At 68.8% G+C, this 23850-nt stretch carries 27 protein-coding genes and 1 pseudogene; 7 read left to right on the top strand and 21 right to left on the bottom strand.

Going from position 1 to position 23850, the window contains the following annotated elements:
• Positions 1-31 precede the first annotated feature (31 nt).
• Positions 32-1420, bottom strand: coding sequence for an amino acid permease (locus tag LCL61_RS19990; protein ID WP_340688247.1), 1389 nt, complete (start codon positions 1418-1420; stop codon positions 32-34).
• A 170-nt stretch (positions 1421-1590) separates the two neighbouring features.
• On the opposite strand from LCL61_RS19990, the gene LCL61_RS19985 reads away from it, so the two are divergent.
• Genes LCL61_RS19985 through LCL61_RS19970 form a run of 4 tightly spaced genes read left to right on the top strand, consistent with a single transcriptional unit; the run spans position 1591 to position 3545 of the window.
• Entirely contained in the window at positions 1591-2496 is a 906-nt protein-coding gene (locus tag LCL61_RS19985) for a glutaminase (RefSeq protein ID WP_340688246.1), read from the top strand.
• A 37-nt stretch (positions 2497-2533) separates the two neighbouring features.
• A complete protein-coding gene (locus tag LCL61_RS19980) occupies positions 2534-3016 on the top strand; it encodes an MSMEG_6728 family protein (RefSeq protein ID WP_340688245.1) in 483 nt (160 codons plus the stop codon).
• The gene (locus LCL61_RS19975; protein WP_340688244.1) at positions 3013-3222 is read left to right on the top strand and encodes a DUF2945 domain-containing protein; all 210 of its coding nucleotides are present in this window, start codon (positions 3013-3015) and stop codon (positions 3220-3222) included. Before LCL61_RS19980 ends, LCL61_RS19975 begins: the two co-directional genes overlap by 4 nt.
• A gap of 44 nt (positions 3223-3266) precedes the next feature.
• Positions 3267-3545, top strand: coding sequence for a DUF3140 domain-containing protein (locus LCL61_RS19970; protein WP_425342057.1), 279 nt, complete (start codon positions 3267-3269; stop codon positions 3543-3545).
• Between the two features lies 1 nt (position 3546).
• On the opposite strand, the gene LCL61_RS19965 is transcribed toward LCL61_RS19970, so the two are convergent.
• From LCL61_RS19965 to LCL61_RS19935, 7 genes and pseudogenes are all read right to left on the bottom strand, one after another.
• On the bottom strand, positions 3547-3963 hold the full coding sequence (locus LCL61_RS19965; RefSeq protein ID WP_340688242.1) for a hypothetical protein: 417 nt from the start codon (positions 3961-3963) through the stop codon (positions 3547-3549).
• A gap of 28 nt (positions 3964-3991) precedes the next feature.
• Positions 3992-4420, bottom strand: coding sequence for a helix-turn-helix domain-containing protein (locus LCL61_RS19960; protein WP_340688241.1), 429 nt, complete (start codon positions 4418-4420; stop codon positions 3992-3994).
• 9 nt (positions 4421-4429) lie between these two features.
• Entirely contained in the window at positions 4430-5323 is an 894-nt protein-coding gene (locus LCL61_RS19955; RefSeq protein WP_340688240.1) for an MBL fold metallo-hydrolase, read from the bottom strand.
• Between the two features lie 91 nt (positions 5324-5414).
• A pseudogene (locus LCL61_RS19950) lies at positions 5415-6197 on the bottom strand (LysR substrate-binding domain-containing protein).
• Positions 6198-6354: 157 nt separating this feature from the next.
• On the bottom strand, positions 6355-7128 hold the full coding sequence (locus LCL61_RS19945) for a hypothetical protein (RefSeq protein WP_340688239.1): 774 nt from the start codon (positions 7126-7128) through the stop codon (positions 6355-6357).
• The gene (locus tag LCL61_RS19940) at positions 7115-8650 is read right to left on the bottom strand and encodes a vWA domain-containing protein (protein ID WP_340688238.1); all 1536 of its coding nucleotides are present in this window, start codon (positions 8648-8650) and stop codon (positions 7115-7117) included. Before LCL61_RS19940 ends, LCL61_RS19945 begins: the two co-directional genes overlap by 14 nt.
• Positions 8647-9867, bottom strand: a complete 1221-nt coding sequence (locus LCL61_RS19935) for a hypothetical protein (protein ID WP_340688237.1) — start codon at positions 9865-9867, stop codon at positions 8647-8649. Before LCL61_RS19935 ends, LCL61_RS19940 begins: the two co-directional genes overlap by 4 nt.
• 171 nt (positions 9868-10038) lie before the next feature.
• Here LCL61_RS19935 and LCL61_RS19930 point away from each other — a divergent pair, with 171 nt between their 5' ends.
• Positions 10039-11694, top strand: coding sequence for a glutamate--tRNA ligase (locus LCL61_RS19930; RefSeq protein WP_340688236.1), 1656 nt, complete (start codon positions 10039-10041; stop codon positions 11692-11694).
• 39 nt (positions 11695-11733) lie between these two features.
• Here the strand turns inward: LCL61_RS19930 and LCL61_RS19925 are convergent, their stop codons facing one another.
• The 7 genes from LCL61_RS19925 to LCL61_RS19895 all read right to left on the bottom strand — a co-directional run bounded on the left by LCL61_RS19925 (position 11734) and on the right by LCL61_RS19895 (position 15503).
• The gene (locus tag LCL61_RS19925) at positions 11734-12447 is read right to left on the bottom strand and encodes a hypothetical protein (protein ID WP_340688235.1); all 714 of its coding nucleotides are present in this window, start codon (positions 12445-12447) and stop codon (positions 11734-11736) included.
• 15 nt (positions 12448-12462) lie between these two features.
• On the bottom strand, positions 12463-12693 hold the full coding sequence (locus LCL61_RS19920) for a hypothetical protein (RefSeq protein ID WP_340688234.1): 231 nt from the start codon (positions 12691-12693) through the stop codon (positions 12463-12465).
• A gap of 8 nt (positions 12694-12701) precedes the next feature.
• Positions 12702-13175, bottom strand: coding sequence for a hypothetical protein (locus tag LCL61_RS19915; RefSeq protein ID WP_340688233.1), 474 nt, complete (start codon positions 13173-13175; stop codon positions 12702-12704).
• A gap of 228 nt (positions 13176-13403) precedes the next feature.
• On the bottom strand, positions 13404-13637 hold the full coding sequence (locus LCL61_RS19910) for a hypothetical protein (protein ID WP_340688232.1): 234 nt from the start codon (positions 13635-13637) through the stop codon (positions 13404-13406).
• A 156-nt stretch (positions 13638-13793) separates the two neighbouring features.
• Positions 13794-14090: a hypothetical protein gene (locus LCL61_RS19905; RefSeq protein ID WP_340688231.1), complete on the bottom strand. Its 297-nt coding sequence runs from the start codon at positions 14088-14090 to the stop codon at positions 13794-13796.
• A gap of 114 nt (positions 14091-14204) precedes the next feature.
• Entirely contained in the window at positions 14205-14783 is a 579-nt protein-coding gene (locus tag LCL61_RS19900; protein WP_425342056.1) for a hypothetical protein, read from the bottom strand.
• 78 nt (positions 14784-14861) lie between these two features.
• Positions 14862-15503, bottom strand: a complete 642-nt coding sequence (locus LCL61_RS19895) for a TetR/AcrR family transcriptional regulator (protein ID WP_340688229.1) — start codon at positions 15501-15503, stop codon at positions 14862-14864.
• A 218-nt stretch (positions 15504-15721) separates the two neighbouring features.
• On the opposite strand from LCL61_RS19895, the gene LCL61_RS19890 reads away from it, so the two are divergent.
• Both LCL61_RS19890 and LCL61_RS19885 read left to right on the top strand, forming a co-directional pair.
• Entirely contained in the window at positions 15722-16018 is a 297-nt protein-coding gene (locus LCL61_RS19890) for a hypothetical protein (RefSeq protein WP_425342016.1), read from the top strand.
• 26 nt (positions 16019-16044) lie between these two features.
• Positions 16045-16401 carry a hypothetical protein gene (locus tag LCL61_RS19885; protein ID WP_340688228.1) on the top strand — a complete coding sequence of 119 codons (357 nt, stop codon included), beginning with the start codon at positions 16045-16047 and terminating at the stop codon, positions 16399-16401.
• Here the strand turns inward: LCL61_RS19885 and LCL61_RS19880 are convergent.
• The 6 genes from LCL61_RS19880 to LCL61_RS19855 are packed head-to-tail and all read right to left on the bottom strand — an operon-like array spanning position 16334 to position 23849.
• Positions 16334-17212: an ECF transporter S component gene (locus tag LCL61_RS19880; RefSeq protein WP_340688227.1), complete on the bottom strand. Its 879-nt coding sequence runs from the start codon at positions 17210-17212 to the stop codon at positions 16334-16336. The genes LCL61_RS19885 and LCL61_RS19880 overlap by 68 nt on opposite strands.
• On the bottom strand, positions 17209-18804 hold the full coding sequence (locus tag LCL61_RS19875; RefSeq protein WP_340688226.1) for an ABC transporter ATP-binding protein: 1596 nt from the start codon (positions 18802-18804) through the stop codon (positions 17209-17211). The genes LCL61_RS19880 and LCL61_RS19875 overlap by 4 nt, the downstream gene beginning before the upstream one ends.
• Positions 18801-19910, bottom strand: coding sequence for an energy-coupling factor transporter transmembrane component T (locus LCL61_RS19870; protein ID WP_340688225.1), 1110 nt, complete (start codon positions 19908-19910; stop codon positions 18801-18803). Before LCL61_RS19870 ends, LCL61_RS19875 begins: the two co-directional genes overlap by 4 nt.
• A complete protein-coding gene (locus LCL61_RS19865; RefSeq protein ID WP_340688224.1) occupies positions 19907-20812 on the bottom strand; it encodes an ABC transporter substrate-binding protein in 906 nt (301 codons plus the stop codon). The genes LCL61_RS19870 and LCL61_RS19865 overlap by 4 nt, the downstream gene beginning before the upstream one ends.
• 14 nt (positions 20813-20826) lie before the next feature.
• The gene (locus tag LCL61_RS19860; RefSeq protein ID WP_340688631.1) at positions 20827-21396 is read right to left on the bottom strand and encodes a flagellar hook-length control protein FliK; all 570 of its coding nucleotides are present in this window, start codon (positions 21394-21396) and stop codon (positions 20827-20829) included.
• 5 nt (positions 21397-21401) lie between these two features.
• Positions 21402-23849, bottom strand: a complete 2448-nt coding sequence (locus tag LCL61_RS19855; protein WP_340688223.1) for a hypothetical protein — start codon at positions 23847-23849, stop codon at positions 21402-21404.
• Between the last annotated feature and the right edge of the window lies 1 nt (position 23850).

The following is a 23850-nucleotide window of genomic DNA, read 5'->3' as shown; positions in this document are numbered from 1 at the left end:
CGCGTTCAGAGGACGAAATGCGGGTCATCAGTCAGCGCACCTCTTGCCGCTGTCGTTTCCCGACGATCCGCCAGCCGACCGCCAGTACCACGACCAGCACCGGGATCGAGTAGAACGCGATCTTCTCGGCGCCGTCGGAGAAGCCCATCAGGACGACCACCAGCGCGAGGAAGCCCAGCGTCGCCCAGCCGCTGTAGGGCGCCCAAGGCATCCGGTAGGACGGCCTTTCCAGCTCTCCGCGCAGCGCCGCCTGACGCAGCCGCATCTGGCAGAAGATCAGCGTCGCCCAGGTGGTGATCACGCCGAGCGAGGCGATCGCGATCGCGATGTCGAAGGCGTCCTTCGGGACCAGGTAGTTGAGCACCACGCCCAGCACGTACGCGCCGGAAGTGAACAGGATGCCGCCGTAGGGCACGTGGCGGCCGCTCATCCGGCCGACGAACTTCGGCGCCTCGCCCTTGTCCGCGAGCGCCCGCAGGATGCGGCCGGTCGAATAGAGCCCGGAGTTGCAGCTCGACAGCGCGGCGGTGAGCACGACCGCGTTCATCACGTCGCCGATGCCCGGGATCCCGAGCCTGCTGAACACGGTGACGAACGGGCTCTCGCCGCCGTTGTAGAAGGGCCACGGCAGGAGCATCGCCAGCAGCAGAACGGATCCCACGTAGAACACGCCGATCCGCCAGACGACCCCGTTGATGGCCTTCGGCAGCACCTTGCGGGCGTCCTTGGTCTCGCCGGCGGCGATACCGACGACCTCGATCGCCGAGTACGCGAAGATGACCGCCTGCAGGGTCATCAGCGCGATGCCGATGCCTGCCGGGAAGAATCCATTGTGGGCGGTCAGGTTGTGCACGCCCGCCGTGGTGCCGCCGATGTCGGCGCTGGTGAGCACCAGGCCGGCCGCGGTGACCAGGAAGACCACGATGGCCAGCACCTTGACCACCGAGAACCAGAATTCCAGCTCGCCGAACAGTTTCACCGAAAGCAGGTTCACCAGGATCAGCACACCGAGCGCGACCAGGGCGGTGATCCACTGCGGCACGTCGGGCAGCCACTTGTGCACGTAGATGGCCACCGCGGTGATCTCCGCGATCCCCGTCATCGCCCAGTTCACCCAGTACATCCAGCCGGAGGCGAAACCCGCCCACGGCCCGATGAACTTGCGGGCGTAGGTGACGAAACTGCCGGAAGTCGGCTCGTGCAGCACGAGCTCACCGAGAGCGCGCATCACGAAGTACGCGGCGATACCGCAGAGCGCGTACGACAGGACCAGCGATGGCCCGACCTGGTGGAGCTTGCCACCGGCACCGAGGAACAGCCCGACGCCGATCGCGCCGCCGATGGCGATCATCTGCACTTGGCGGTTGCCCAGTGCTTTTGAGTAGCTTTCACCTTTTTCGGTGAGCAGCGAGGAATCCATGGTTGCCAGACGCTAGAGCGTGTGCGGCAGGTCACCAACAGTGCTAAGGAAGACTTAAGGTGTGCGGGACGTCACTCTGGTGGTTTTACTGGAATTTCCCGTTTCGATTTGACAAGTTCACCGGCGAACCCCGATCTTCGCGCGCGAAGGGGCGCTTCTACGCTACGGCCGTGGACCTCGCAGCGCTGCTGGACCGGATCGCCGACGACGTCGCGCCGGAGATCGGCCGCGGCTCCGTCGCGGACTACATCCCCGCCCTGGCCAGGGTCGACCCCGGACGGTTCGGCATGGCGGTGGCCGAAGTGGACGGTGGGGTGCACGGCGTCGGCGACTGGGAGACGCCGTTCTCCATCCAGAGCATGTCGAAGGTCTTCACCCTGGCGCTCGCGCTCTCCCACGGCGACGGGGTGTGGGAACGGGTGGGCCGCGAGCCGTCCGGCAACCCGTTCAACTCGCTGGTCCAGCTCGAGAACGAGGACGGGATCCCCCGCAATCCCTTCATCAACGCCGGCGCGCTCGTGGTGACCGACGAACTGGCGCACCACGGCGACGCGGCGGAGACACTGCTTCGGTTCCTCCGCGACGAAAGCGGCCGCGCGGACATCGGGATCGACGCCGAGGTGGCCGCGTCGGAGGCCGCCCACGCCGACCGCAATCGCGCGCTCGCGTATTTCATGGCGTCGTACCGGAACATGCGTCATCCGGTGCCCGCGGTCCTCGATCAGTACGTGCGTCAGTGCTCGATCGCGATGAACTGCGGCGACGTCGCGCGCGCGGCGGTGTTCCTCGCGCGCCACGGCGTGCGCAACGACGGCTCCCGGCTGCTCGAGCGGAGCGCGGCCAAGCGGGTCAACGCGGTGATGCTGACTTGCGGCACCTACGACGCCGCGGGCGAATTCGCCTATCGTGTCGGGCTTCCCGGCAAAAGCGGGGTCGGCGGCGGCATCGTCGCGATCGTCCCCGGCCGGTGCTCGATCTGCGTGTGGAGCCCGGGACTGGACCCCCGCGGCAACTCCGTCGCGGGTGTCGCGGCGCTGGACCGGTTCACCACCCTGACCGGCTGGTCGATCTTCTGATCGGTTTGAACCCGCGACGACGCGGGAAACCGCCAGTGTGCAGACGTTTCTCCCGTTCGCCGACTTCCGGGCCTCCGCTTCCGTCCTCGACCAGCGGAGGCTCGGAAAGCAGCGGGTCGAGACGATCCAGGTGCTGCGCGCGCTGACGGTGCCGGGGTACGGCTGGCGGCACCATCCGGCCGCGGCGATGTGGGCGGGCTACGAGGAAGCGCTCGTCCGGTACGGCTTCGACATCTGCGAGGTCTGGTGCGAGACCGGCCGCCAGGACACCTGCCGCGAAACACTGCGGCTGGATCTGCTCCGCACCACCGGACTGGACCGGATCCGCGCCCAGGACCGGCTCGCGGAGGCGAAAGAGCTTCCGCCCTGGCTCGGCGACCCGGACTTCCACCGCAGCCACCAGTCCGCGCTCGTCCGCAAACAACCCGAGCACTACCGCGCGAGTTTCCCGGACGTCCCCGACGACCTGCCCTACGTCTGGCCCGCGTCGGACCGTCCACGACGAGAAGGAGTGCGATGACCGAGCGATTCCGCAAAGGCGACAAGGTCCGCTGGAACAGTCACGGCGGGCACGCCGAAGGTGAAGTCCTGAAGGAGATCACCTCCGACACCGAGGCGGGCGGCCGCACCGTCCGCGCGTCCAAGGAGGAGCCGCAGTACCTGGTGCGCAGTGACAAGAGCGGTGGCGAAGCGGTGCACAAGCCCGAGGCACTGGAGAAGCTGTGAGCGAAGACAAGGACGTCCGGACCGAGTTCGGCGAAGCGGTCAACATGACCGCGACGGAACTCGAGAAGTGGCTGAAGACCGACGAGTCCCGCCGGGCGGGGCAGCACAAGGACGGAGGCGAGTCGGTCGGCCACGAGTCAGGCCGCCGGATCGTCACGATGCTGCGCACCAAGAAGGCGGAACTCTCCGAAAAGGACGAACAGCACATGCGCAAGGTGGTCGGCTACGTGCACCGGCACCTCGCGCAGCGACCGTCCGGCGACGTCGAGAACACGACCTGGCGGTATTCGCTGATGAACTGGGGGCACGACCCCTGCAAGTAGCTCAGCCGCTCGGCCGCCCCATCTCGTGTCCGGGCCGCCCCTCCGTACGCCTGCTGCGCTTGATCCGCTCTTCGTGCAGGTGACGCCGCCCTCCGGTCAGGTCATCGGTGACGTCCCGCGTCATGTCGCGGTAGGCCTGGTAGTAGCCGTCGTCGTACTCCTCGATCAGCTGAAAGGTCCACCGCTCTGGCAGGACGTTGAGCCCGATCAGCTCGGTCTCGATCCGGTCGGCCCAGTCCGCGTGCCCGGCCTTCCGGAGGGCTTCGACGGCCTCGCCGAGGGCGAAGTCGGCGGTCCCCGTGAGGTGATGGAAGGCGTACAGGTGACCGCGCGCCTGCTCGACCGTTTCGAGGGCGAAGACCAGCTTTCCGACGGCGTCGACGGTCGCCTCGTCGGGTTCTGAAGATGAGTCCGGCATGCCGGTGAATGCCCCGGAGCCGGTGTTTCTACACCACGTCGTCGTACCGCGTCCTGGCTTCGATGATCTCGTTGATATGAGCTTCGGCCCAGTCCCGGATCACCGCCAACGGTGCGGTGAGGGTGTGGCCGAGCTCGGTCAACGTGTACTCGACCTTGGGCGGCACCGTCGGATGCACGGTGCGCGCGACCATCCCGTCGCGTTCGAGGCCGCGCAGGGTCTGGGTGAGCATCTTCTCGCTGACACCGTCGATCGCGGCGCGCAGTTCGCTGTAGCGCTTCGTCCCCGTGGAGAGGCAGCCGACGATCAGCGCGGTCCATTTGTCCGCGATGCGATCCAGCACCTGCCGTGAGGGGCATGGCGCGCTGTACACGTCGGCTGGCCGCCCGTCCGGCAACCAGGCCAGAACCTGGCCTGGAGTGCCTGGACGGGGACGGCGGCGGGATGGCTCCGGCATGCCTCGACGTTATCCGGTGGCCTCGCCGGCGGCCCAGACCCGGCGCATCGTGGGCGGCAGGACCCGGCCGAACACCTGCCCGGCGAAATGCCCGCCCGCGAGGATCGTCCGGTCGTCCTCGATCTCCTTCAGCAGCTGCTCGCGGGTGGCGACGCCCTCCGCCGGATCGACGTCGAACGCGAACGTCCAGTGGCTTTCGGTGATCTGCACCTGGCAGTGCATGACGTCGCCGAGTACGACGACACGACGGGAGTCCTCCTCGGCCGGATCGGTGACCACGACGCTGCTGTGGCCGGGCGTGTGCCCCGGCGTGGCGAGTATCCGCACCCCTGGCGCGATGACGTCGCGGTCGCCGAAGAAACCGATCACCTCGGCCAGTGGCCGCTGGACGGCGAGCGGATCCGGACCGGCCGGGTCGTTCGTGCCGGACCAATGCGCCCATTCGCGTTCACTGACGAGATGCCGCGCCGCCGGGAAGGTCAGCCCGGTCACCGGCCCGCTCGTGCCGTCCGGTGAGGGCGGGACGTTCGTCGTCCAGCCGACGTGGTCATGGTGCAGATGCGTGTAGATCACGGTGTCGACGTCTTCGGGTGTCAGGCCCTCCGCGGCCAGGGCGCCGAGCAGGCCGCCGCCGTGGAACTCGGCGGCACCGGGCAAGGTGAAGTCGGCCGCGCCGAGACCCAGGTCCACCAGGACGTTCCGGTCTCCGGTGCGGATCAGGAAGGAGCCGATGCTGACCGGGAACCACCCGCGTTCGTCGAGGAACGCGTCGTGGGCCGCCCAGCCGGACGGGACGCTCGATGGCAGGAAAACGGCGGGGTTGAGCCAGGCGTGGCCGTCGGGCAGGTAGGTGACCGTGGTGCGGCCGACCTGGATCCGTGACCTGGCAGCGGGTCTCGACATGACGTGGACTCCCTTGTGGATGGTGAGCGAAGCTGTGACTCACTTTCGGGGAGCCGCTCTCCGAAGGGAAGTACGCACTTGCAAGTGCGGTCTAGCGGTGGCTTTCGACGGCGATCCGCGCGAACGACCGGATCAGCGGGTTCTCCCGCGCGGTCACCCAGGCGACGACCAGCGGACTCGGGGCATGTCGGCCAGCGGCACCCAGGTGAGCCCGTCGGGCAGCGCGTGCCCGAGCGGCGCGATCCCGGCCGAGCCGTTCCAGAGGACGGCCTGAAGGCACTCCCCGACCGTGCGCACCACCGGTCCGGCGCGGCGCTCCCCGATGGGCGCGCCCCCGTTCCAGTACTCGCGCCACAGCGGATCCGTACCCTCCGGCAGCTGGAACCAGGGACGATCGGCGACGTCGGCCAGCCGGAGCGACGCATGATCGGCGAGCGGGTCGCCGGTGCGCAGGACGAGCCCTACCGGGTCGGAACGCAGGACGCGGACGCTGAGCCCGGTTTCGTCGAACGGCGACCGGGTCAGCGCGACGTCGGCCAGCCCGGCGCGCAGCCCGGTGGTGGGATCGGTGAAATCCGTCTCGCGGAAGCGGATCGACACCTCGGGATGCCGTCGCCGGAACGCCGCGGCCAGCCGGGTGCCCGACTCCCCCGCTCCGTCGGCCAGGGTGCCGACGGTGAGCGTCGCGGGCCCGGCCGCCTCCAGCACCCGGGCGCGGGCACGATCGGCCTGGTCCAGCAGGGTGCGGGCCTCGGCGTACAAGGTGGTCCCGGCGGGGGTGGGCTCGACGCCGGCGGCCGAGCGGAGCAGCAGGACGACGCCCAAGGTCGTTCTCCAGCTGCCGGATGGCCCGGCTCAGCGGCGGCTGGGTCATGTGCAGCCGTGCGGCGGCCCGGCCGAAGTCATGTCCCGGAAGTGGCTTTCGCGCCGATGGCCGCTGGGTGGTCGTGAGTGTTTCGGGTCGTTAGAACGACACTTACCACTCACGACCCCGCACGCGCCAAGGCACGTTCGACCTTCGGCGCACTAAGTCATTTGAAGATCGCGATGGGGTGAACGACGAGCTCACCGGTTTCGGGGTCCCAGTCCTCGACCTTGCCGAGACACCGCGCCCGGAACGCACCGGCGGGCGCGGTGTCCCGCAGGTCGCTGGTGACGCAGGTGAAGCGGATCCGCCTGCTGCGCTCCGGATCGTCCGGATTGCCGTACGGCGCGACGAAAACCGTCTCGGTGTCGGTCTGGGAGCGTTTACGGAACAGGCCCTTCACGGAGACGAACGCCTCGACACCCCTCAGCCGGGTCTTGAGCTGCCGGGTGCTCTCGGGACCGTCGGCCCAGCCGAGTTCCTTCACCAGCGCCCGGTTGTGGACCAGTTCCTGTTTCGCCAGGTCCACGTAGATGATGTCGTGGTGCTTCTCCAGCACCTTCGTCACGATGCCGATCACCGTGATCGGCTCGGCCCTGCGGATGTACCGCCGGAACTCCTCGTCGGTGTCGGTGCGCTCCGATTCCCCTTTCAGCGGGCCGAATCCGGTCGACCCCCAGAATCGCCAGCCCCGGCTCTTCCGTTTCTCCACCTCCTGTTCCAGCGCCTCGTTGTAGCGATGCAACTGATACAGGCCCATCACGGATTTCGTGTGCAGGTAGAAGCCGATGCCCCGGATCATGCCCTGATCGCCGTCGGAACGCGCGCGGCGCCAGTGCCGCAGGAAAACGACGACCGCGACGAGGAAGGCGGCCACGGTCAGCACCCAGACCGCCAGCCACAGTCCCCAGACGTCCCACCACAGATTATCGGCAGCCACGGATCTCCTTGAAGGCCTTGAGCAGGGATGTCGCGTTCGCGTCGACCATCCGGCCACCGGTGGCCACGGCCGCGCGCTCCAGTTCGGCGGGATCGGCCTCGCCGTACCGGATGGTGTACGTGTGCACGCCCGGATCCCTCGGCGCGCGCAGGAATTCTTCGATGCCCGGCCCGGTGTTGCTCTCGCCGTCGGTCATCAGCACGATCGAGACGCTCCGGTCCGGTTCGGCACGGCGATGGGCGCCTGCCTTCGCGTAAGCCTCGCCGAGCGCCGACCAGACCGCGGTGCGGCCGTCGAATTCCTCGGCGGCGATGAAGGCCCGCAGCGCGGCGAGATCCTGGGGTCCGCCGACGGTGAACTCCCTGTCCCCCAGTATCTTCCCGCCGAAACGCAGGACTGTGAGCCGCTCGCCGCGGTAGAAGCGGTCGAACCCGCCGTCCGGTCCGCCGCTCAGCCCGGCGAAGGTCGCCCGGAGCGCGGCGATCCTCGGTCCCTTCATCGAACCGGAGAAGTCCAGCACGAAGATCACCCGCCCGGGAGCGCGGCCGGCGGTGGCCGCGTAATCGGCGAGGAGTTTGTCCATGACGGCCTGTTCGTCGGGGAAGTACAGCGAGTTCCCGATCGAGGCCGGCAGCCTGGGATCCAGCCCCACGTCGCCGGTGATCGGTCGCCGGAGGGTCCTTTCCATCAGTTTCTTCTGCGTCGCCGGGCTCCTGAGCCAGGAGACGACCTTGTCGTACACCTCCCGCTTGGCCGGGTCGAGCAGCAGGACCGGGTAGTCGGACTGGACGATGCCGTCACGCGGGTACACCAGCTCCAGCGGCGTCTTGAGCCTGCCGCTCGCGTTGAGCGAGAGCAGCGTGGACTCGTACCCGATGATCGCGTCCACGTCCTGGCGCTCCGCGAACCGCTCGGCCACCGCGGCCGACGTGTCCGCCGTGAGCGTGTGCCCGGTGCGGAAGCCCTGGAGCTTGTCGCATTCGACGTCCTGGAGGCGCAACGCGGCACCGGTGCCCGCGGCGGCCGTCGCCACTCCCACGAGCGAGGTGAGCCCGCTGGTCGACTTGGCCGGATCCGCCATCGCGAACCGGAAGCCGCCGCCCGCCGCCGCGTCCGCCAGATCCGCCCACGAGAGCTTCCCGTCGGGTTTGCCTCGCCGCAGCTCCGCCGCCTTCGCCGGGGTGATCCCGACGATGACCGGCGACACCATGGTCTTGGTCGCGAGCGGCCGTTCCCCCTTGTCGCCCGATTGCCGGTACTTGAGCTGGAAATACCGGTCGGTGGAAAGCCAGGCGAGATCGTGCGTCGCTTTCCCCGGCGTGAGGGAAGTGCTCGCGTCGACCGTTCCCCGGAAATCCATTTCCAGTTCTATTCCCGTTTCCCCGCGAAGGTCCTCGAGAATCGGGCCGAGGTCGGCCAGTTCGGAACTGGCGAGCACGCGCAGTTTCACCTTCTCGCCGCCACTCGTACAGGCGGCGACCACCAGGAGCAGGCAGCACAGGACCGCGAGCGGCCGCTTCACGGGCAGTCCCCGGCCGTCTTGATCATCTCTTCCAGCACCAGGTTGTCCGGCAGTGGCGTGGTGCTGTCGTTGTCCGCGATCTCCGGGGTCGGCAGCCCCTGTCCGCGCAGGAAGTCGTACAGGCGCGCGCTCTTCGTGCTGCCCGCGGGGGTCGCGACGCCGAAGCCGAGCTCCATCGCGCGGCGCTGCAGATCGGGATCGAAGGTGATCAGTTCGCCCAGCCGCTCCGCTTCCGGCTTCAGGGCGAGGAACTGCGGTTTCGTCAGGATGTTGTCCTTCGGGTACAGCAGGACCCGGTCGTGATCCGGCTGCCCGCTCTGCGCCTTGGCCCGCAGCTGCATGGCGAGGTACTGGTGCTCGTAGATGACGACGATCGGCTTGTCGCCCTCGGCGAGGTTCGCGTAGGACTCCGACAGATCGGACGACGGGAAGCCTTGGGCCGCCACGAGGGGTTTGACCCGGTTGGCCAGCTCCTTCGCGTTCGAAAGGTTCGGCGGCCCCGCCGGCCGCGGGTCGACGACCGGGACCTGACGGCCGTTCTCCAGGAACGTCAGCAAGATCAGGTACGTCGCGCCCGAATTCGAGTCACAGATGTTCGAGGTCTGCGCCAGCACCCGGTTGCCGTTCGCGGCGCCGTGGTCCCGGACGCCCAGCGAATCCCAGGTCTCCCCCCGCTTCATCACCTGGATGAACTTGTCGGTGTCCAGCGTGTAGTAGAGGTCCTGACCTGGCGGCTTCGCCGCGATTCCTTTGCCCAGCAGCGTTTCCGCGTAACGACGGTACGTGGCGAGGACGATCGGGCTGGTGAACGGCTGCCGTGCGCTGCCCGTCCACTCGTTGGCCCTGGACCGCCGGACGAGGCTCGCGGCGGGCTCGCCCGACAGGAACACGAAGTCGTACTGGCTGAGGTCGTGCGTGGCGATGTCCCGCGATCCCGTCCTGGTCACGTGGACCCGGATGTGGTGACGCATCAGGATTTCCTGGACCTTCGCGTCCTCGAAGAGATCCGATTTGGAGCCCATCTTGCCGCGCAGGACCAGCGTCTGCTGGAACGGCACCACGACGGTGCCGCTCACGAGCAGGACGATCAGGCCGCTGACGGCCAGTACCAGCGCGGGCCCGAAAGTGCGGAGAAAACGACGGCGCAGAAAGAACGCCGAGGGCTTTGGTCGGATGGTGAGCTGGGGTTCTTCACGAAGCGAGCTATCGGTGGTCACCGATTTCCTCCCCGAATGTCCGGCAAGGCCTATTTTACCGGGGCGCACCGACGAAAAAGCACGTCTCGATCCGGCTTCGGGACCACCCTCACCAGGCCGGAACGCCGGGCGGTTAGGCTCTTCGGTGGCGAAAACCGCCATGCACCACGACGCCGGGAGATCTGAACCGCCATGCTGGACCGAGCAGTCATCGACGCCCTCTTCCCCGCCGACCTGCCCGAGCCCGAGCACTGGGAACAGCGATACCCCGCCCGCGCGCTCCCCGAGGGTGCCCTGGTCACCCGTTTCGGCCCCTCGCCGACCGGCTTCGTCCACATCGGCGGCGTCTACGTCGCCACCATCGACCAGGACGTCGCCCGCCGCAGCGGCGGCCGCTACCTCGTCCGGGTCGAGGACACCGATCGGTCCCGCGAGGTCGAAGGCGCCATCGACCAGTTCGAGCGCGGGTTCGCCTACTTCGACCTCGTCGCCGACGAGGACATCCACCGCGGCGGCGACTACGGTCCGTACCAGCAGTCCGAGCGCGAGCAGATCTACCTGACCTACGTCCGTCACCTGCTCCGCGCCGGCCGCGCGTACCTCGACTTCGCCACCAAGGACGAACTGGCGGCGATCACCGCCCGGCAGCAGGCGACGAAACTGCCGACCGGCTACTACGGCTCGTGGGCCATCTGGCGCGACGCCGACCCCGCCGACGTCCAGGCCAAGCTCGACGCCGGAGACCCGTACGTCGTGCGCTTCCGCGCGCCCGACGACACCGGCGCCCGCGCCCGCTTCACCGACGCCATCCGCGGCCCGCTGGAGGCCGAGGCCAACCGCAACGACGTCGTCATCCTCAAGAGCTCCGACCAGAGCCCCCGGCTGCCGACCTACCACTTCGCGCACGCCGTCGACGACCACCTCATGCGCGTCAACCTGGTCATCCGCGGCGACGAGTGGATCTCGTCGGTGCCGGTGCACCAGCAGTTGTTCGACGCGCTCGGCTTCGAGCCGGTCACGTACGCGCACATCGCGCCGCTGATGAAGCAGGAGGGCGGCAGCAAGCGCAAGCTGTCGAAGCGCAAGGACCCGGAAGCGAGCGTCGACTTCTACATCGAGTCCGGCTACCCCACCAAGGCCGTCCTCTACTACCTGCGCGGCCTCGCCAACGGCCGTCTCGCCGAGATGCCGCTCGACCAGGCGCTGGCCGAGCCGATCAACCTCGACGAATGCGGTGTCGCCGGCCCGCTCGTCGACCTGGTCAAACTCGACGACATCTCGGCCGACCACATCGCCACGCTGACCGGCGCCGAGATCCTCGAAGAGGTCCGCGGCTGGGCGGAGCGGTTCGACCCCGAGCTGCGGACCGTCCTCGACGCCGAGCCGGACCTCGCGCTCCGCGCGCTCGCCGTCGAGCGTGACGGCGCCGAGAACCCGCGCAAGGACCTGAAGAAGTGGAGCGAGTTCCGCGCCGTGTACGGCTTCTTCTTCCCGCAGCTGCACGCCGCCGTCGCGAGCGCCGACGACGAGCGGATCGCCGACCTCGGCGTCGACTCCGAGGTCGTCCGGGCCGTGGCGCGGGACTTCGTCGAGAACTACCGGCAGCTCGACGACGGCCAGGAATGGTTCCAGCAGATCCGCGAGATCGCGGCGAAGCACGGTTTCGCGAAGAACGCCAAGGAGTTCAAGAAGAACCCCGAAGACTTCCCTGGCTCCATTCGCGAGGCTTCGCAGATCATCCGGATCGCGATCACGGGCTCGACCCGGAGCCCCGACCTGCACGCGATCACCCAGGCGCTGGGGCGTGAGGAGACGCTGGGCCGGTTCTCCGGTCTCGTCGCCGAGTGACTCGTGAGTGGTAAGGACGGTTCTAACCGTCCTTACCACTCACGAGACGGGCAGGAACTGGTCGTAGAAAGACGTCTTGACCGCGACGACCGCCTGCTCCGTCTCCCGGAACCGCTCCTGTGCCTCGCTCGAATCGATCAGCTGCACGAGCCGCAGCCCGAGCTGATCGGAATGGGTGAGCGAAAGCGGCGACGCGGCGGCGAGCGGGCGGGACTTCGCGTCGTGCACATGGTGCGGGTAATAGAAGACGGACTTGTCGCCGAGCACCGGACCGATGCGGCGCCACAGTTCGCCGTATTCGACGGAGACCAGCACCTCGCCCCAGAAGCGCAGGATGGTCAGCAGTTCGACGTCGGAGTGCTTCGAGTCCCCCGCCGAGGCGATCAGCTCCATCGTGGTGTCGACGCAGGCCGTCGTGGCCAAGGTCCTCCGCGACCGCACCAGCGCTTCCCGCGGGACGCCCAGCGCGAGGATGTCCGTCATCATGTCCTCGCGGTGTGAAGGAGTGCTGCCGGGCGACGCGTTGTCCGGGTACTCCTCACGGATGATGACGCGGGCGATCCGCTTGGACTGTTCGTCGGTGAGCAGGTCGATCGCCAGGTCGTAGGCCATGGTGAAGGCCAGCGACAGGAAACGCCGCTGCAGCAGGACGGTCTGCAGGTCCTCCGGTGAGAGCTCGGTGACGCCACGCAGCGCCGGGTGATTCCGGAACCGCTCGATCAAACCGTCTTCGAACTCGTCAAGTTCGCGCATCACTACACCTCTTGCTCAGAAACGGATCATGTCGATGCTTCGGTTCCAGTCGCCGAGGTCCACGTCGCGGCCGATGTCCCACAACGTGTCGAGCTCGCGCTGGATCTGTTCGCCGAGCACGGTGTCGTGCGTGCCCTCGATCTCGAACTGCGGTGAATCGATCGCCAGCTGGCCGTGCAGGAACATGCTGACCAGGTAGCGCCCGTCCGCCCGGTACACCGAAACCGAGGCCTGCGAGTTGAACACTCGCACCTTCAGGTTGGCCTGACGCTTCGCCAGCCGCCGGTGCAGGCGGCCGCTTCCCGTAGCCCCACCAGCATCGAGTTCGGGTGCAGCAGCATGATGCGCACTTGGGCGCGCCGGTCGACGATCGCGGCTTCCAGTTCCTTTTCCAGGCGTTGCAGGTTGGGGATCCAGGTGTTCAGGATCGTCACCTGCTGGGCCTTCGCGATATGCGCCGCGAACTCGTCGTCCGGAAAGCGTTTGTGCACTTCGACCACGCCGCCGTAGTGCGAACGGCGCCGGCTCGCGGCGATGGTGTCGATGTCGAGGCCGGCGAGACGATCGCGGATGTCTTCCAGCGCGCGCAACGGGGTCAGCTCGACGAGCAGCACCACGACCACACCGCTGACCATGATCAGCGTCAGCGTGGAGATGCCTTTCGGCGCCACTTTGTCCAGCAGGCCGAGCTGTTCGGAGATCCCGACCGCGAAGCCGACCACCGCCAACCCGCCGAGACTGAGCAATTCGAGCCAGCGACGCATTCTGCGGAGCATTCACCCTCCGGGATCCGGCGACCTTGACCCTCATGTTCTCACGATGAGAGAGGCACCTGTGATCGGGGTCACCACCTTTGGTGTGACGCCAACCCCTTCCGCGGAATTCACGAAAAGAATCGAATCCGGCACGGGAATCCGCAGCGCGGAGAGTGCGCGACACAAGGCCGGCATGACTCCCTATTCGTCACCCGCCCGGTATTTGCGCTGGAACTCCTCGTCCTGCTCACGCGGCGGCTTTTCCGTCCAGCGCCCGTGGACAAGGTCGTTCTCCGTGTAGTCGGCACGCCGCGAGGCCCAGCCCGGCAACATGATCTCGCGCGTCCCGCCCCGACCCCGATCGCGCAGATCGGTGACGACGGCGACGCCGATCACCAAGGTGAGCATTCCGAGGGCTATCCAGATTCCGACCATGGTCCGCTCCCCCGCAGATCAGTCAGTTTCGCCAAGACTAGCGGCGAACGACGGCGGGGCGGGCCTCATTTTTCCCGGCACCCGAACGCCGGAACGGGGTACCACGACATGACGGTCTCCCCGGTATCCACGGGATACCGGGGAGACCGGGGGCGGTCAGCCCCGGGCGTTCGGGTCGATCACGTCGCCTGCCAGCCCGGTGGCGGCGTCGCCGAGGGCACCGGTGGAGTCGACGACGCCTTGACCGGCCGCAGTGGCCGAGTCGACGGCGTCCTGGCCCGCGGTGGTGGCGCTCTCGGCGAGCCCCTGGCCGGTCTCGGCCAGTCCGCCGGCGGACTGGGCGACCTGGTCGGCGGCACCGGAAAGGTCGACGCCGGTCAGTTCGCTGACCTTGTCGCCCGCGCCACCGAGAAGCTCGGCGGCCTTTTCCTTCAGCGAGTCGAACAGGCTCATCAGGGGTACTCCTCGGATCGGTCGTGCGCAGGCGGCTGAATGTTCACCGTACAGGACAAAACGGGCACGGTGTGCGACATCGCCGGCTCCGGACAGGTGAATACCGAGGAGTGGTCAGAGACAGGGCGGCCGGTAGCGATCGATCGAGAGGCCGCGGAAATCGAGTTCGTTCGGGGTTTTGCCGACGAAGACCAGGCCTCGCGCCTCGGTCAGCGCCGAGGCGAAGGAGTGGCCGGGCGTCCCCAGCTCGGGCAGCGTCGTCCAAGCCTCGGGCTTGAAGCTGAAGAACTTCTTCACCCTCTTCCCGCCGGTCGACGGCACCTTCGTGAGCCATTTGTTCCCGCCGCTCCACTGCGAGGCTGGACGCAACTGGACGTAGAGGTCGTCGGTCGCGCTGTAGGTCATCCAGAAACCGGCGGATTTCGAGAGATCGGCTTGCGCTTCGAACCGATTCCCCAGCCAGACGACGACCACGTGCCATTCCGCGTTGAGGAAAGTCACTTTGGCCGCGTAACCGCCGCGTTCGCGGACGAGCAGGCTGCCGGTCGGCGGCACCGTGGTGCCCTCACCGGAGGCGAGCCAGTGCTGCAACCGGTCGATCGACGGGGTGGCGCATTCACAGCCGTGCCCGCCGGAGGCGTTCGCGACGGCCCCCGGGCCGATCAGCAAGGACAGAAGCACCGACGCGATCACCGCGAGCGTACGACCGAAAGGAACCCTGGATCCTTTGCGCATCCCCGAAAGTTAGCACAGCGGGCGGCGATGCCCCGCTCAGCGGGAATTGTCCTTTGTGGACAATTGCTCGAGTTCGGCGGCGAACAGCCTGCCGGGATCGAACCCCATACCGGCGAAATGCCCGGCCAGCTCCAGAGACAGGACGCCGTGGATCCGGGTCCAGAACGTCACAGCACGCCGGAGTACCGCCGCGGACACCGGCAGCCCGCCCGCCCACTCGCGATGCTCGTCGAGATGGCCGTCGAACGCCGTCAGCCGCCCGTCATCCGGAGCCGTCGCGTGCACCCTGAGCAGCACGGCCATGATCTCGTTCGAGATCTCCGTGGTGTCGCCGGGCGCGCGATAATCGGAGATCGGCGTTCCGTAGACGAACAGGTATCGCTGCGGATCCGCCAGCGCCCATTTCCTGATCGCGTAGGCGACTTCGGTCACGCCACCGGCTTCAGCCGCCGCCCGGACGACGTCGGCGAGGCTTCGATAGGCGTCACGGACGAGGTCCGTGATCAGGTCGTCGCGACTGGGGAAGTACCGGTACAGCGCGGGTCCGCTCATGCCCACGTGTTTGGCGATCCCATTGAGGGACAGCGCGGAGAGGCCGGTCGTGCCCAGCTGCTCCCACGCGTACCGCTTGATCTCGTCGCACACCTGGACCCGGTACCGCTCACGCGAGGTCTTCACGGCGACTCCTTCCAGGCTCGTTCAGTTAGAGGCTATCACTTTCCCTATTGACACTCACTCGACGTGGTTATAGCTTCTAACTATCGCAATTGCTGCTAACAAGGGGTTCGCATGACCCTCCGTCGCACCGCCGCCCTGGCGCTTCCCCTGGCGTTCGGCCTGCTCGGCGCCGCCGTGACACCCGCACAGGCCGCCACCACCTCCCCCGCCGCGCTTTCGTGCCAGGGCAAGACCATCGACACGAAGGCTCCGATCCACTACCGGACCGAGGCCCGCTCCGCGAGAACTCGCGATTCCGCTGGAGCGGGCCCGCGGTCGGCGAGGGCCTCGGCATCGACAACGGCGCCCACGTCTGGACCTTCACCGAGGTCAAGGGCGGCGTGCTGGTCCGCACCGAGGAGAACTGGGCAGGGGCCCAGGTGGAGGCCGACGTACCCACGGCGACGCAATACCTCGGCTGGGGCCTCGAAGCCTGGCTGAAGGACCTCAAAGCCACCACCGAATCCCCCTGCTGACCGCATTTCGCGACCCGGAGGAACCGATGTCCACCCACACGCTCGACCGCGAAACCACCGTCCGCCCCGCGCCGCGTACCGTCCTCGTCTCGGCCTGGGCCGTGCCGGTCATGATCGTCGGCCAGTTCGCGATGCTCGCCGTCGTCCCGGTCGCCCTCGTCCTGATCGGCACTCTGCGCGACACCCGGCTCAAGGCGCTCCGATGGGGCGCGATCGCCCTCACCGCGGCCTACGCCACGCCCTTGGCGCTCTGGGCGATCGGCCCCGAACGCGCGCAGAGCCTGTCCAAGGACATGCATCCCGTCTTCGCCGCGATCATCGTGGCCGTGGGGGTGGCGTTCGCCGTGTCCTTCCAAGTCCTGCGCCGGAAACAGGCTCGCTGAACGAGGGAAGCACACCGAAGGAAGCCTTCCTCGAAGCCCGGCGCAACGTCGCGAGCACGGCGGGCCCCAGCACCAGGATCGCCACCGCGTTCGTGATCGCGCGGCCTGTGTCCCAGCCCGCCGTCGAGGTCAGCAGGGTGAACACGGCGAACCGGTGCAGGTTCTCCAGCAGCGGGGCGCCGGGCACGTAGGAGATGTGCCCGTCGTGGTACGGCACTTCGGCGTCGGTGATGAACGGCCAGAACCACAGGTTCATCAGGAGTCCGAAGACGTACGCCACGAGGATTCCGTAGCCCACCAGCATCGCGATCTCGGCTTTGCCGGTGACGCGGCGCGGCAGCAGTCCCGCGCCCATCCCGATCCACGCCGAGCACATCATCTGGAACGGCAGCCACGGTCCCACCCCGGCGGTCAGCAACGCCGAAGCGAACATCGACGTGCAGCCCAGCACGAAACCGAAACCGGGACCGAGCACTCGCCCGGCCAGCACCAGCAGGAAGAACACGGCTTCGATGCCCGCGGTCCCCGCGCCGAGGGGGCGCAGGGCGGCGTTCACCGCGGAAAGGACGCCGAGCATCGCGAGGGCCTTGGAATCCATGCCCCCTTCGGACATCTCGGCCAGCACGATGACGATCAGGATCGGCAGGATCCCGATGAACACGAACGGCGCGTCCGGGCCGTGCTGCATCGACTGCGGCTCGACGCGGACCAGGAGCGGCCAGACGAACATCATCAGCCCCGCGAGCGACGCGAGGCCGAGCACGGTCGCCGAGCGCGGGCCGAGCCGGACCGCGGGGGCCGTCGTGGTCACGGGACTTCCCGCGGAAGCGCCGACCGGACCTCTTCGACGGTGAGCCAAGGCTCGCCGAGGATCTTCGCGATCTGCGTAGCGAAGGCCGGAGAACCGCCGAGCACCTCGCCGGTCGGGCCGTCGGAGACGACCTCGCCCTCGGCCATCACGATCACCCGGTGCGCGATCGTCGCGACGAACTCGACGTCGTGGGTGGCCACGACGATCGCCTTGCCCTCGGCAGTCAGCGCAGCGATCATCTGCGCCAGCGCCGCCTTCGCGGTGTAGTCGAGGCCGCGGGTCGGTTCGTCCAGCAGCATGATCCGCGGGGCGGCCGACAGCTGCACGGCGAGCACCAGCGCGAGACGCTGGCCCTCCGACAGGTCACGCGGATGGGACGCGGGATCGATGCCCGGAGCGAGCCTGTCGAGCAGGCCCCGGCAATGCCCCGGCTCCGCGGCCGATTCCGCGTCGGCGGCTTCGCATTCGGCGGCGACCGTCTGCAGGTACAGCAGGTCGCTCGCGGTCTGCGGCACCATGCCGACGAGCGCGCGGGCCTCGGCGCTGCTCAGCGTCTTCGGATCTTTGCCTTCGACGGTGACCTTGCCGCCCTGCCGAGGTCCGGAGCCCTGCACCGCCCACAGCAGCGACGACTTGCCGGAGCCGTTGCGGCCCATCATCGCCAGCACCTCGCCGGCGCGCAGGGACAGATCGACCTCCCGCACCGCGACCTTCGGCCCGTACCGAACGACCACGCCGGACGCGGTCAGCACTTCTTCGCCGACGGTGGCGCTCCGCGCGGCGGGCGTCCCGAGGGTCAGCGACGAAGCGCGCCGCCGGGCGTCACGCACCGACATCGGCAGCGGATCCCAGCCAGCCAACCGTCCCAAGTGGACGATCGGCGGCGCGATCGGCATGTCCTTCAACACTTCCGGCGGTGTCCCGTCGACCACTCCGCCGCTGCCCGGGACGTGGATCATCCGGTCCGCGAACGGGATCACGCGTTCCATCCGGTGCTCGGCCATCAGCACCGTCGTGCCGAGGTCCTCCACCAGCCTGGCCAGCGTCGCGAGCACTTCCTCGGCCGCGGTCGGGTCCAGCGCGGACGTCGGCTCGTCCAGCACCAGCACCTTGGGATGCGTCGTCAGCACCGAACCGATGGCCACCCGCTGCTGCTGCCCGCCGGACAGCGTCCGCAGCGCGCGCCTGCGCAGTTCCGCGATACCGAGGAGATCGAGGGTCTCTTCCACCCGGCGCCGCATCACCTGCGGGCTCAGGCCGAGTTGCTCCATGCCGTACGCGAGCTCGTCCTCGACCGTGTCGGTGACGAAGCCCGCGAGCGGGTCCTGCCCGACGACGCCGACGAGATGCGCGAACTCGCGCGGCGGCCGGGACCGCGTCGTCACGCCGTCGACGGACACCGTGCCCTCGAGGTGGCCGCCGGTGAAATGCGGGACGAGACCGTTGATCGTGCCGAGCAGCGTCGACTTGCCCGCCCCCGTCTGGCCCGCGAACAGCACGAGTTCGCCCTCGCCGATGGACAGCGTCACGTCGGACAGCACCGGTTCGGTGCGGCCGTGATAGGTGAAGGAGACGTGGTCGAGTTCGATCATGTGTGCGCTTCTTCTAGTGCGGCATAGGGAGGTTCGGGGGCCGGGGTCAGGAACGCGGGCACCACACCGAGCAGCACCCCGACCAACGGCCCCCAGGACAGCGCCGGCCAGGACAGGTCGATCAGGGACGGGTTCATGTTCATCGGGTTCACGCAGGAGGTCACGAACAGGGTCACCGCGACCCCGATGCCGCTGACGGCGACGACGATCTCCGGCAGGTGCCAGCGATCGGGCCGGTAACGCGTGCGCCGGACCCGCTTGCCCGCCGACCGGAAGCCGATCAGCCCGATCACGACTCCCGAGGCAAGGACCGGCGCGGCGAGGTATCGGGGCGTGGAACCGTCCAAAGTGGCGTAAACGCCGACGCAGACACCGAGCAGGCCGGCGATCATCAGCGTTCCCGTGATCAGCCTGGTCCGCGCCTCGACCAGTCCCGCACGGCCGTAACCGCGCGAGTCCATCGACGCGGCCAGTTGCAGTGAGCGTGAAAGCGCGTCCTCCAGCACCGGGATGAGGACGGTATGGAGCGCCTTCATCTTCTTCTTGCCCGAACCGCCGCGCAGTTTGCGGGCCCGCCGGACCCGCAGCACGCTTTCGGCCAGCTGCGGGAACACCGACAGCGCGACGATCACCGCCGTGCCCACCTCGTACAACGCCGGCGGCATCGCCTTGAGCAGCCGTTTCGGGTTCGCGAGCGCGTTGGCCGCGCCGAGGCAGATCACCATCGCGGCCAGCCGCATCCCGTCGTAAAGCCCGCCAAGCAACGACTCCGCGGACACGTCACCGAAGAGCCGGATACCCGCCGCCCATTCCGGCAGCGGGATCTCGGGCAGCCGAAGGATGATCGTGGATCCCTCGGCGCCGCCGAACACGACGCGGAAGAACACGCGGATCGCGACGATGAACGCGCCGAGGTACAGGTAGAGCCGGAACGCCAGCGCCCACGGCGCCTCACCGCGCCGGGCCACGACGACGTACCCCGCGACCGCCACGATGGTCAGCAGCAGCCACGGGTTCGTCGTGCGGGTCGCCGCGACGGCGAGTCCCAGAGCCCACACCCACCACGCGGCCGGATGCAGGTCGCGCGGCAGGAAGTAGGACGTCATCGAACTCCTTGTGCGCGTTTGCGTCTGCGTGCCACCAGGAATCCCGCCACGCACAGCGCCAGTATCGCGGCGCCCGCCGCCCAGGGCGCCCAGTCGCTGGCGCCGGACTCGCGTTCGATCACCGCGTTGACGTCCTCGGCGTTCTCACCGCCGGTGAACGCGACGTTCGACGACGGGTCCTGCGCCTTCGGCCGCGCCGAGGCACTCGGACGCGGTTTGGGCGGTGGCAGCGCGCCGGAACTCGGCCCCGCAGCGGGGGCTTCCCCCGCGCCCGGTTCCGGGCCGGTTGCCGGCCGCGGATCGTTCCCCGGCTGCGGCCGCTGCTGCCGCTCGCCGGGATCGCCGGTGACCGGCTTGGCCTCTTCGCGCGGCACGCACGGCTGGCTCTCGGTACCCGGCCGCACGGCGGAGACCCGCGGGACCGGGTTGCTCTGAGCGGTGGCGTTCAAGGAGAAAGACCAGCCCTCGAACCCGCCGGGGGTGAAGTCCCGGTTCTTGAGCCCCCACTGGCTGTAGTCCCACGCGCAGTTGTTCGAGGCGTGCCAGTAGGACCAGTAGGCCTGTGCGGGAGGCGTGTCGACGCACTGCTCCCGGTACGTCTCGCGGCCGCTGACCGGGATGTTCTCGGCCGCGGAAGGGCGATTCTCGACCCGGCAGACGAACGACTCGCCCCAGCGCTGCACCCCGGCGATCTGGAAACCGGCGCCCTTGAGCGCGTCCAGTCCGGTGCCGCGCGTGGTCTGGGGATTGCAGCGGACGATGGCCGTGCCGCCGAGCTGCTGGAAGTCCACCACCACGGTGACTCCGGTGGCGTCCTTGCAGAACCCGGGATACCCCTTGCTCTGGTCGACCGCGTGCGCGGACGGCGCCGTGGCGGCGATCAGGAAGACCGCCGCCACCACGGGAAGAACCCTCCTCACGGGATGGCCGGGTTCCTCGGCGTGACACCGGGCGGCGGGTTCGTCGTCGCCGACTTGTTCAGCGAGAACGACCAGCCCTCGAATCCGCCGGGGGTCACGGTGCGGTTGAGGGCACCCGTGGTGCTGTAGGTCCAGGTGGTGCCGGAGCCGCCGGCGTGCCAGTAACCCCAGTACGCGCCGGGGGAAGGCGTGGTGACGCACGCTTCCTTGTAGTTCGGGTTGGTCGACAGCGGGAGGGTCTCCGTCGCGGCCGGGCGGCCTTCCAGGCGGCAGACGAAACCGAGGCCCCAGCGTGCGGTGCCGGCGACCGCGATCCCCGCGTCCTGCAACGCCTTGATGCCCGTGCGGGCGGTACCCGGCGCGGCGTTGGGCGAGCACCGGGTGATCGTCGGCGCGGCGGTCCCGCCGTTGCCGTCCAGCTCCTGGAAGTCGACCACGACGGTGACCCCGGTGAGCGCGTCGGGGCCGGTGCAGATCCCGGCGTAGCCCTTGGTGGTGTCGACCGCGTTCGCGGGTGCGGCGGAAAGCCCGATCAGTCCGATGAGGACGGACGTCACGGCCAGCATTCTCTTCACGGTGTTGCCCCCTTTTTCTTGGTGAAACGAAGAAGTACGAAAACCAGTGCGATCACGGTGAGCAGCAGCAGGACGGCCAGTCCGGCGAGCCCCCAGACCAGCCATGACGGCGGGGAGCCGGACTGCTCCGCGGCCAGTACCGGCGCACCGGACGGATTCGCCTCGGTCAGCGGCAGCCGGATCGCGGGCGAGAGCGGCGAATCAGCCGCGGACAGCCAGGATCGGCCCGCGACTCCTTGCGCGGCGGCCAGACTGGTCGGGAAATCGGTCTCCCCGGCGGCCCCCTTGGCCAAACCGCCATCGGCTTGGACCAGTTCGCCCAGTGATCGCGCGGTTCCGCTCGCGTCGAGGCCGGCGGTCTGCCGCGCGGCGGCGACGGCGGCGCTCAGCGCGATGTCCGGCTCTCCGCCCTCTCCGGTGACCATGCCCTCGCCGGTCGGCCGGACGCCGAGCGCGCTCACCGCGGAGACGAACGCCGACACGCGCCGCGCGCTCCAGCCATCCGGGCGCCTGGACGGAGGCGCGGCGTCGGTGTGCGGACGGGCGGCCAGCGCGGTGACAGCGGCGGCGGTCGCGGCGAGGTCGCCGGAGCCGCATTCCGCGGTGTCGAGGTGCTTCGGAAAGGTTCCGTCGGCGCACTGGCGTGAAAGGAGCAGTTCGACCGCGGGACCGGGATCGGCCGCGGTGGCGAGCACCGCCCAAGCGTGCCGCTCCACGGTCTCGTCGGCGTCGGCGAACGATCCGGTGTCGGTGAACTTGCCGTCGGTGCCGCGCAGCTTCACCAGATCGGAGCGCAGTTGCCCGGCGACGTCGGCCTTCGCGAACTCGGCGACGAGCACGAGTTTCGCGAGCGGTCCGGCATACGACGCCTCACCTTGCTCGTAGGGCGCGCCGTGGGCATAGGCCTGTACGGCTTCCGGCTTCACCAGGAACTGCGACGCGCGGGCGACGGAGTCCGGCTGCTGGTCCAGCGCTCGCAGGGCCAGCACCACGTCGGCGGTGGCGTCGTAGTCGACGTAGGTCTTGCCGTCCTCGGTCACCTCGACGTGGTCACCGTCGGTGAGCCGGTTCGCCAGGTAGGCGCCGAGGCGGGCGGCCGGTGTCGCCGTGTCCGGGGTGACGATCGCGGCCGGTGGCCGGACGACGGTGGACGCCCTGGGCGTGCCGGCCTTCTTGGGTTGGGGCGGCGGCGTCGCCGACGTCGTGATGGTGGTCGTCGTAGGAGCCGGGGCGCCGCTGGTCGGCGGCTGAGTGTCGCCCTTCGCGAGCGCGTAGAAGCCGACCTGCGACAACCCGAGTGAAGCCTGGGCACCCGCGCGGATCCAGGTGTCGACGCCGCTGATGCCGGACGTGCGCGCGGCCTCGTAGGCGGCCGGGTTGTAGGCGATCGCGCCGAGCTCGCCCGCGAGCTTGGTGCCGGAGTCGGCGGCGGCGTTCGCCTGCGCGGATTTGAGGTACCGCACGCCCTTGTCCACCGCCGCGTCCGCACCGCCCGCGTCGGCGAGCGCCTGGACGATCATGCCGGTGCTGTTGGTGTTCGGCGCCTCGGTGCCGACGCCACCACCCCAACCGCCACCGGAAGTCTGGTTCGCTTTGAGCCACGAGACGGTCTTGGCGATCGGGGCGTCGAGTCCGGTCGCGCCCGCCTGGCGCGCGGCCAGCAGCGCCGAGAGCGCGAGGCCCGTGGCGTCGCCGTCGGTCGGGGAAAGGTCGAGCGGCTTCCCCTCGTCGCAGGTCGAAATCTTGTGGCCGTCCGGGGTGACGTGGTCGCCGGTCTCCTTCGTCGGGATGTCTTCGAAAATGAGGCGGAAGTAGCCCTCGGAACACTGCTGGGTCAGCAGCCTGTCGATGGCGATCCGGTCGTTCTCTCCCGCCGCGGCGAGCCCGATCACGCCGAGCCCCTGGCCGAACGTGTTCGCGTCGTTGCTCACCGCGTCGGCGAGTTTCGGGTCCTTCGAGTAGTCGCTGATCCGGCCTTTGTCCGGGCCCGTGCGCATGATGGCCGCATGGGTCTCGGCGACCAGGTCGTACCCGTCGAAATTCCGGGGGTCCCGGCCGGAGACCTGCGCGGCGACCAGCGTCTTGGCCAGCGAGCCGCCGACGACGATCTTGTCGTACCCGAGCCCGGGAACCAGCCCGTCCCAGGTGAAGTAGTCGCTCGCGTGGCCTTCATCGTCGAGGAACTTCATGATCGGCTCGGCCTTGGCGCCGTCACCCGACGCGTACATCGCGAACAGTACGTCGAGCATCAGGCCGTGGTCGGGCAGTGCGCCCCCATTGGGGTTCTCGAGCGTGCCGTCCGGCTTCAGCTTCGTCGCGAGCCAGCGGGAATTCGCCTTCGCGGCGCCGGGATCGTTGGCGGCGCTGGCCGTCCCGGTGAGCAGTGCGGCGACCACGCCGATGCTGACGGCGAACGCCACTGCGGTGAGGTACCGGCGGCGCATG

The sequence above is a fragment of the Amycolatopsis coloradensis genome (assembly GCF_037997115.1).
Taxonomy (GTDB): Bacteria; Actinomycetota; Actinomycetes; order Mycobacteriales; family Pseudonocardiaceae; genus Amycolatopsis; species Amycolatopsis coloradensis_A.
This window is presented reverse-complemented; position numbering and strand designations above follow the sequence as displayed.

Coding starts and splice junctions, on each gene's coding strand:
- LCL61_RS19990 (WP_340688247.1), bottom strand. CDS start 1,420: ATGGATTCCTCGCTGCTCACCGAAAAAGGTGAAAGCTACTCAAAAGCA.
- LCL61_RS19975 (WP_340688244.1), top strand. CDS start 3,013: ATGACCGAGCGATTCCGCAAAGGCGACAAGGTCCGCTGGAACAGTCAC.
- LCL61_RS19970 (WP_425342057.1), top strand. CDS start 3,267: ATGACCGCGACGGAACTCGAGAAGTGGCTGAAGACCGACGAGTCCCGC.
- LCL61_RS19965 (WP_340688242.1), bottom strand. CDS start 3,963: ATGCCGGACTCATCTTCAGAACCCGACGAGGCGACCGTCGACGCCGTC.
- LCL61_RS19960 (WP_340688241.1), bottom strand. CDS start 4,420: ATGCCGGAGCCATCCCGCCGCCGTCCCCGTCCAGGCACTCCAGGCCAG.
- LCL61_RS19955 (WP_340688240.1), bottom strand. CDS start 5,323: ATGTCGAGACCCGCTGCCAGGTCACGGATCCAGGTCGGCCGCACCACG.
- LCL61_RS19930 (WP_340688236.1), top strand. CDS start 10,039: ATGCTGGACCGAGCAGTCATCGACGCCCTCTTCCCCGCCGACCTGCCC.
- LCL61_RS19925 (WP_340688235.1), bottom strand. CDS start 12,447: ATGCGCGAACTTGACGAGTTCGAAGACGGTTTGATCGAGCGGTTCCGG.
- LCL61_RS19910 (WP_340688232.1), bottom strand. CDS start 13,637: ATGGTCGGAATCTGGATAGCCCTCGGAATGCTCACCTTGGTGATCGGC.
- LCL61_RS19905 (WP_340688231.1), bottom strand. CDS start 14,090: ATGAGCCTGTTCGACTCGCTGAAGGAAAAGGCCGCCGAGCTTCTCGGT.
- LCL61_RS19885 (WP_340688228.1), top strand. CDS start 16,045: ATGTCCACCCACACGCTCGACCGCGAAACCACCGTCCGCCCCGCGCCG.
- LCL61_RS19875 (WP_340688226.1), bottom strand. CDS start 18,804: ATGATCGAACTCGACCACGTCTCCTTCACCTATCACGGCCGCACCGAA.
- LCL61_RS19870 (WP_340688225.1), bottom strand. CDS start 19,910: ATGACGTCCTACTTCCTGCCGCGCGACCTGCATCCGGCCGCGTGGTGG.
- LCL61_RS19860 (WP_340688631.1), bottom strand. CDS start 21,396: ATGCTGGCCGTGACGTCCGTCCTCATCGGACTGATCGGGCTTTCCGCC.
- LCL61_RS19855 (WP_340688223.1), bottom strand. CDS start 23,849: ATGCGCCGCCGGTACCTCACCGCAGTGGCGTTCGCCGTCAGCATCGGC.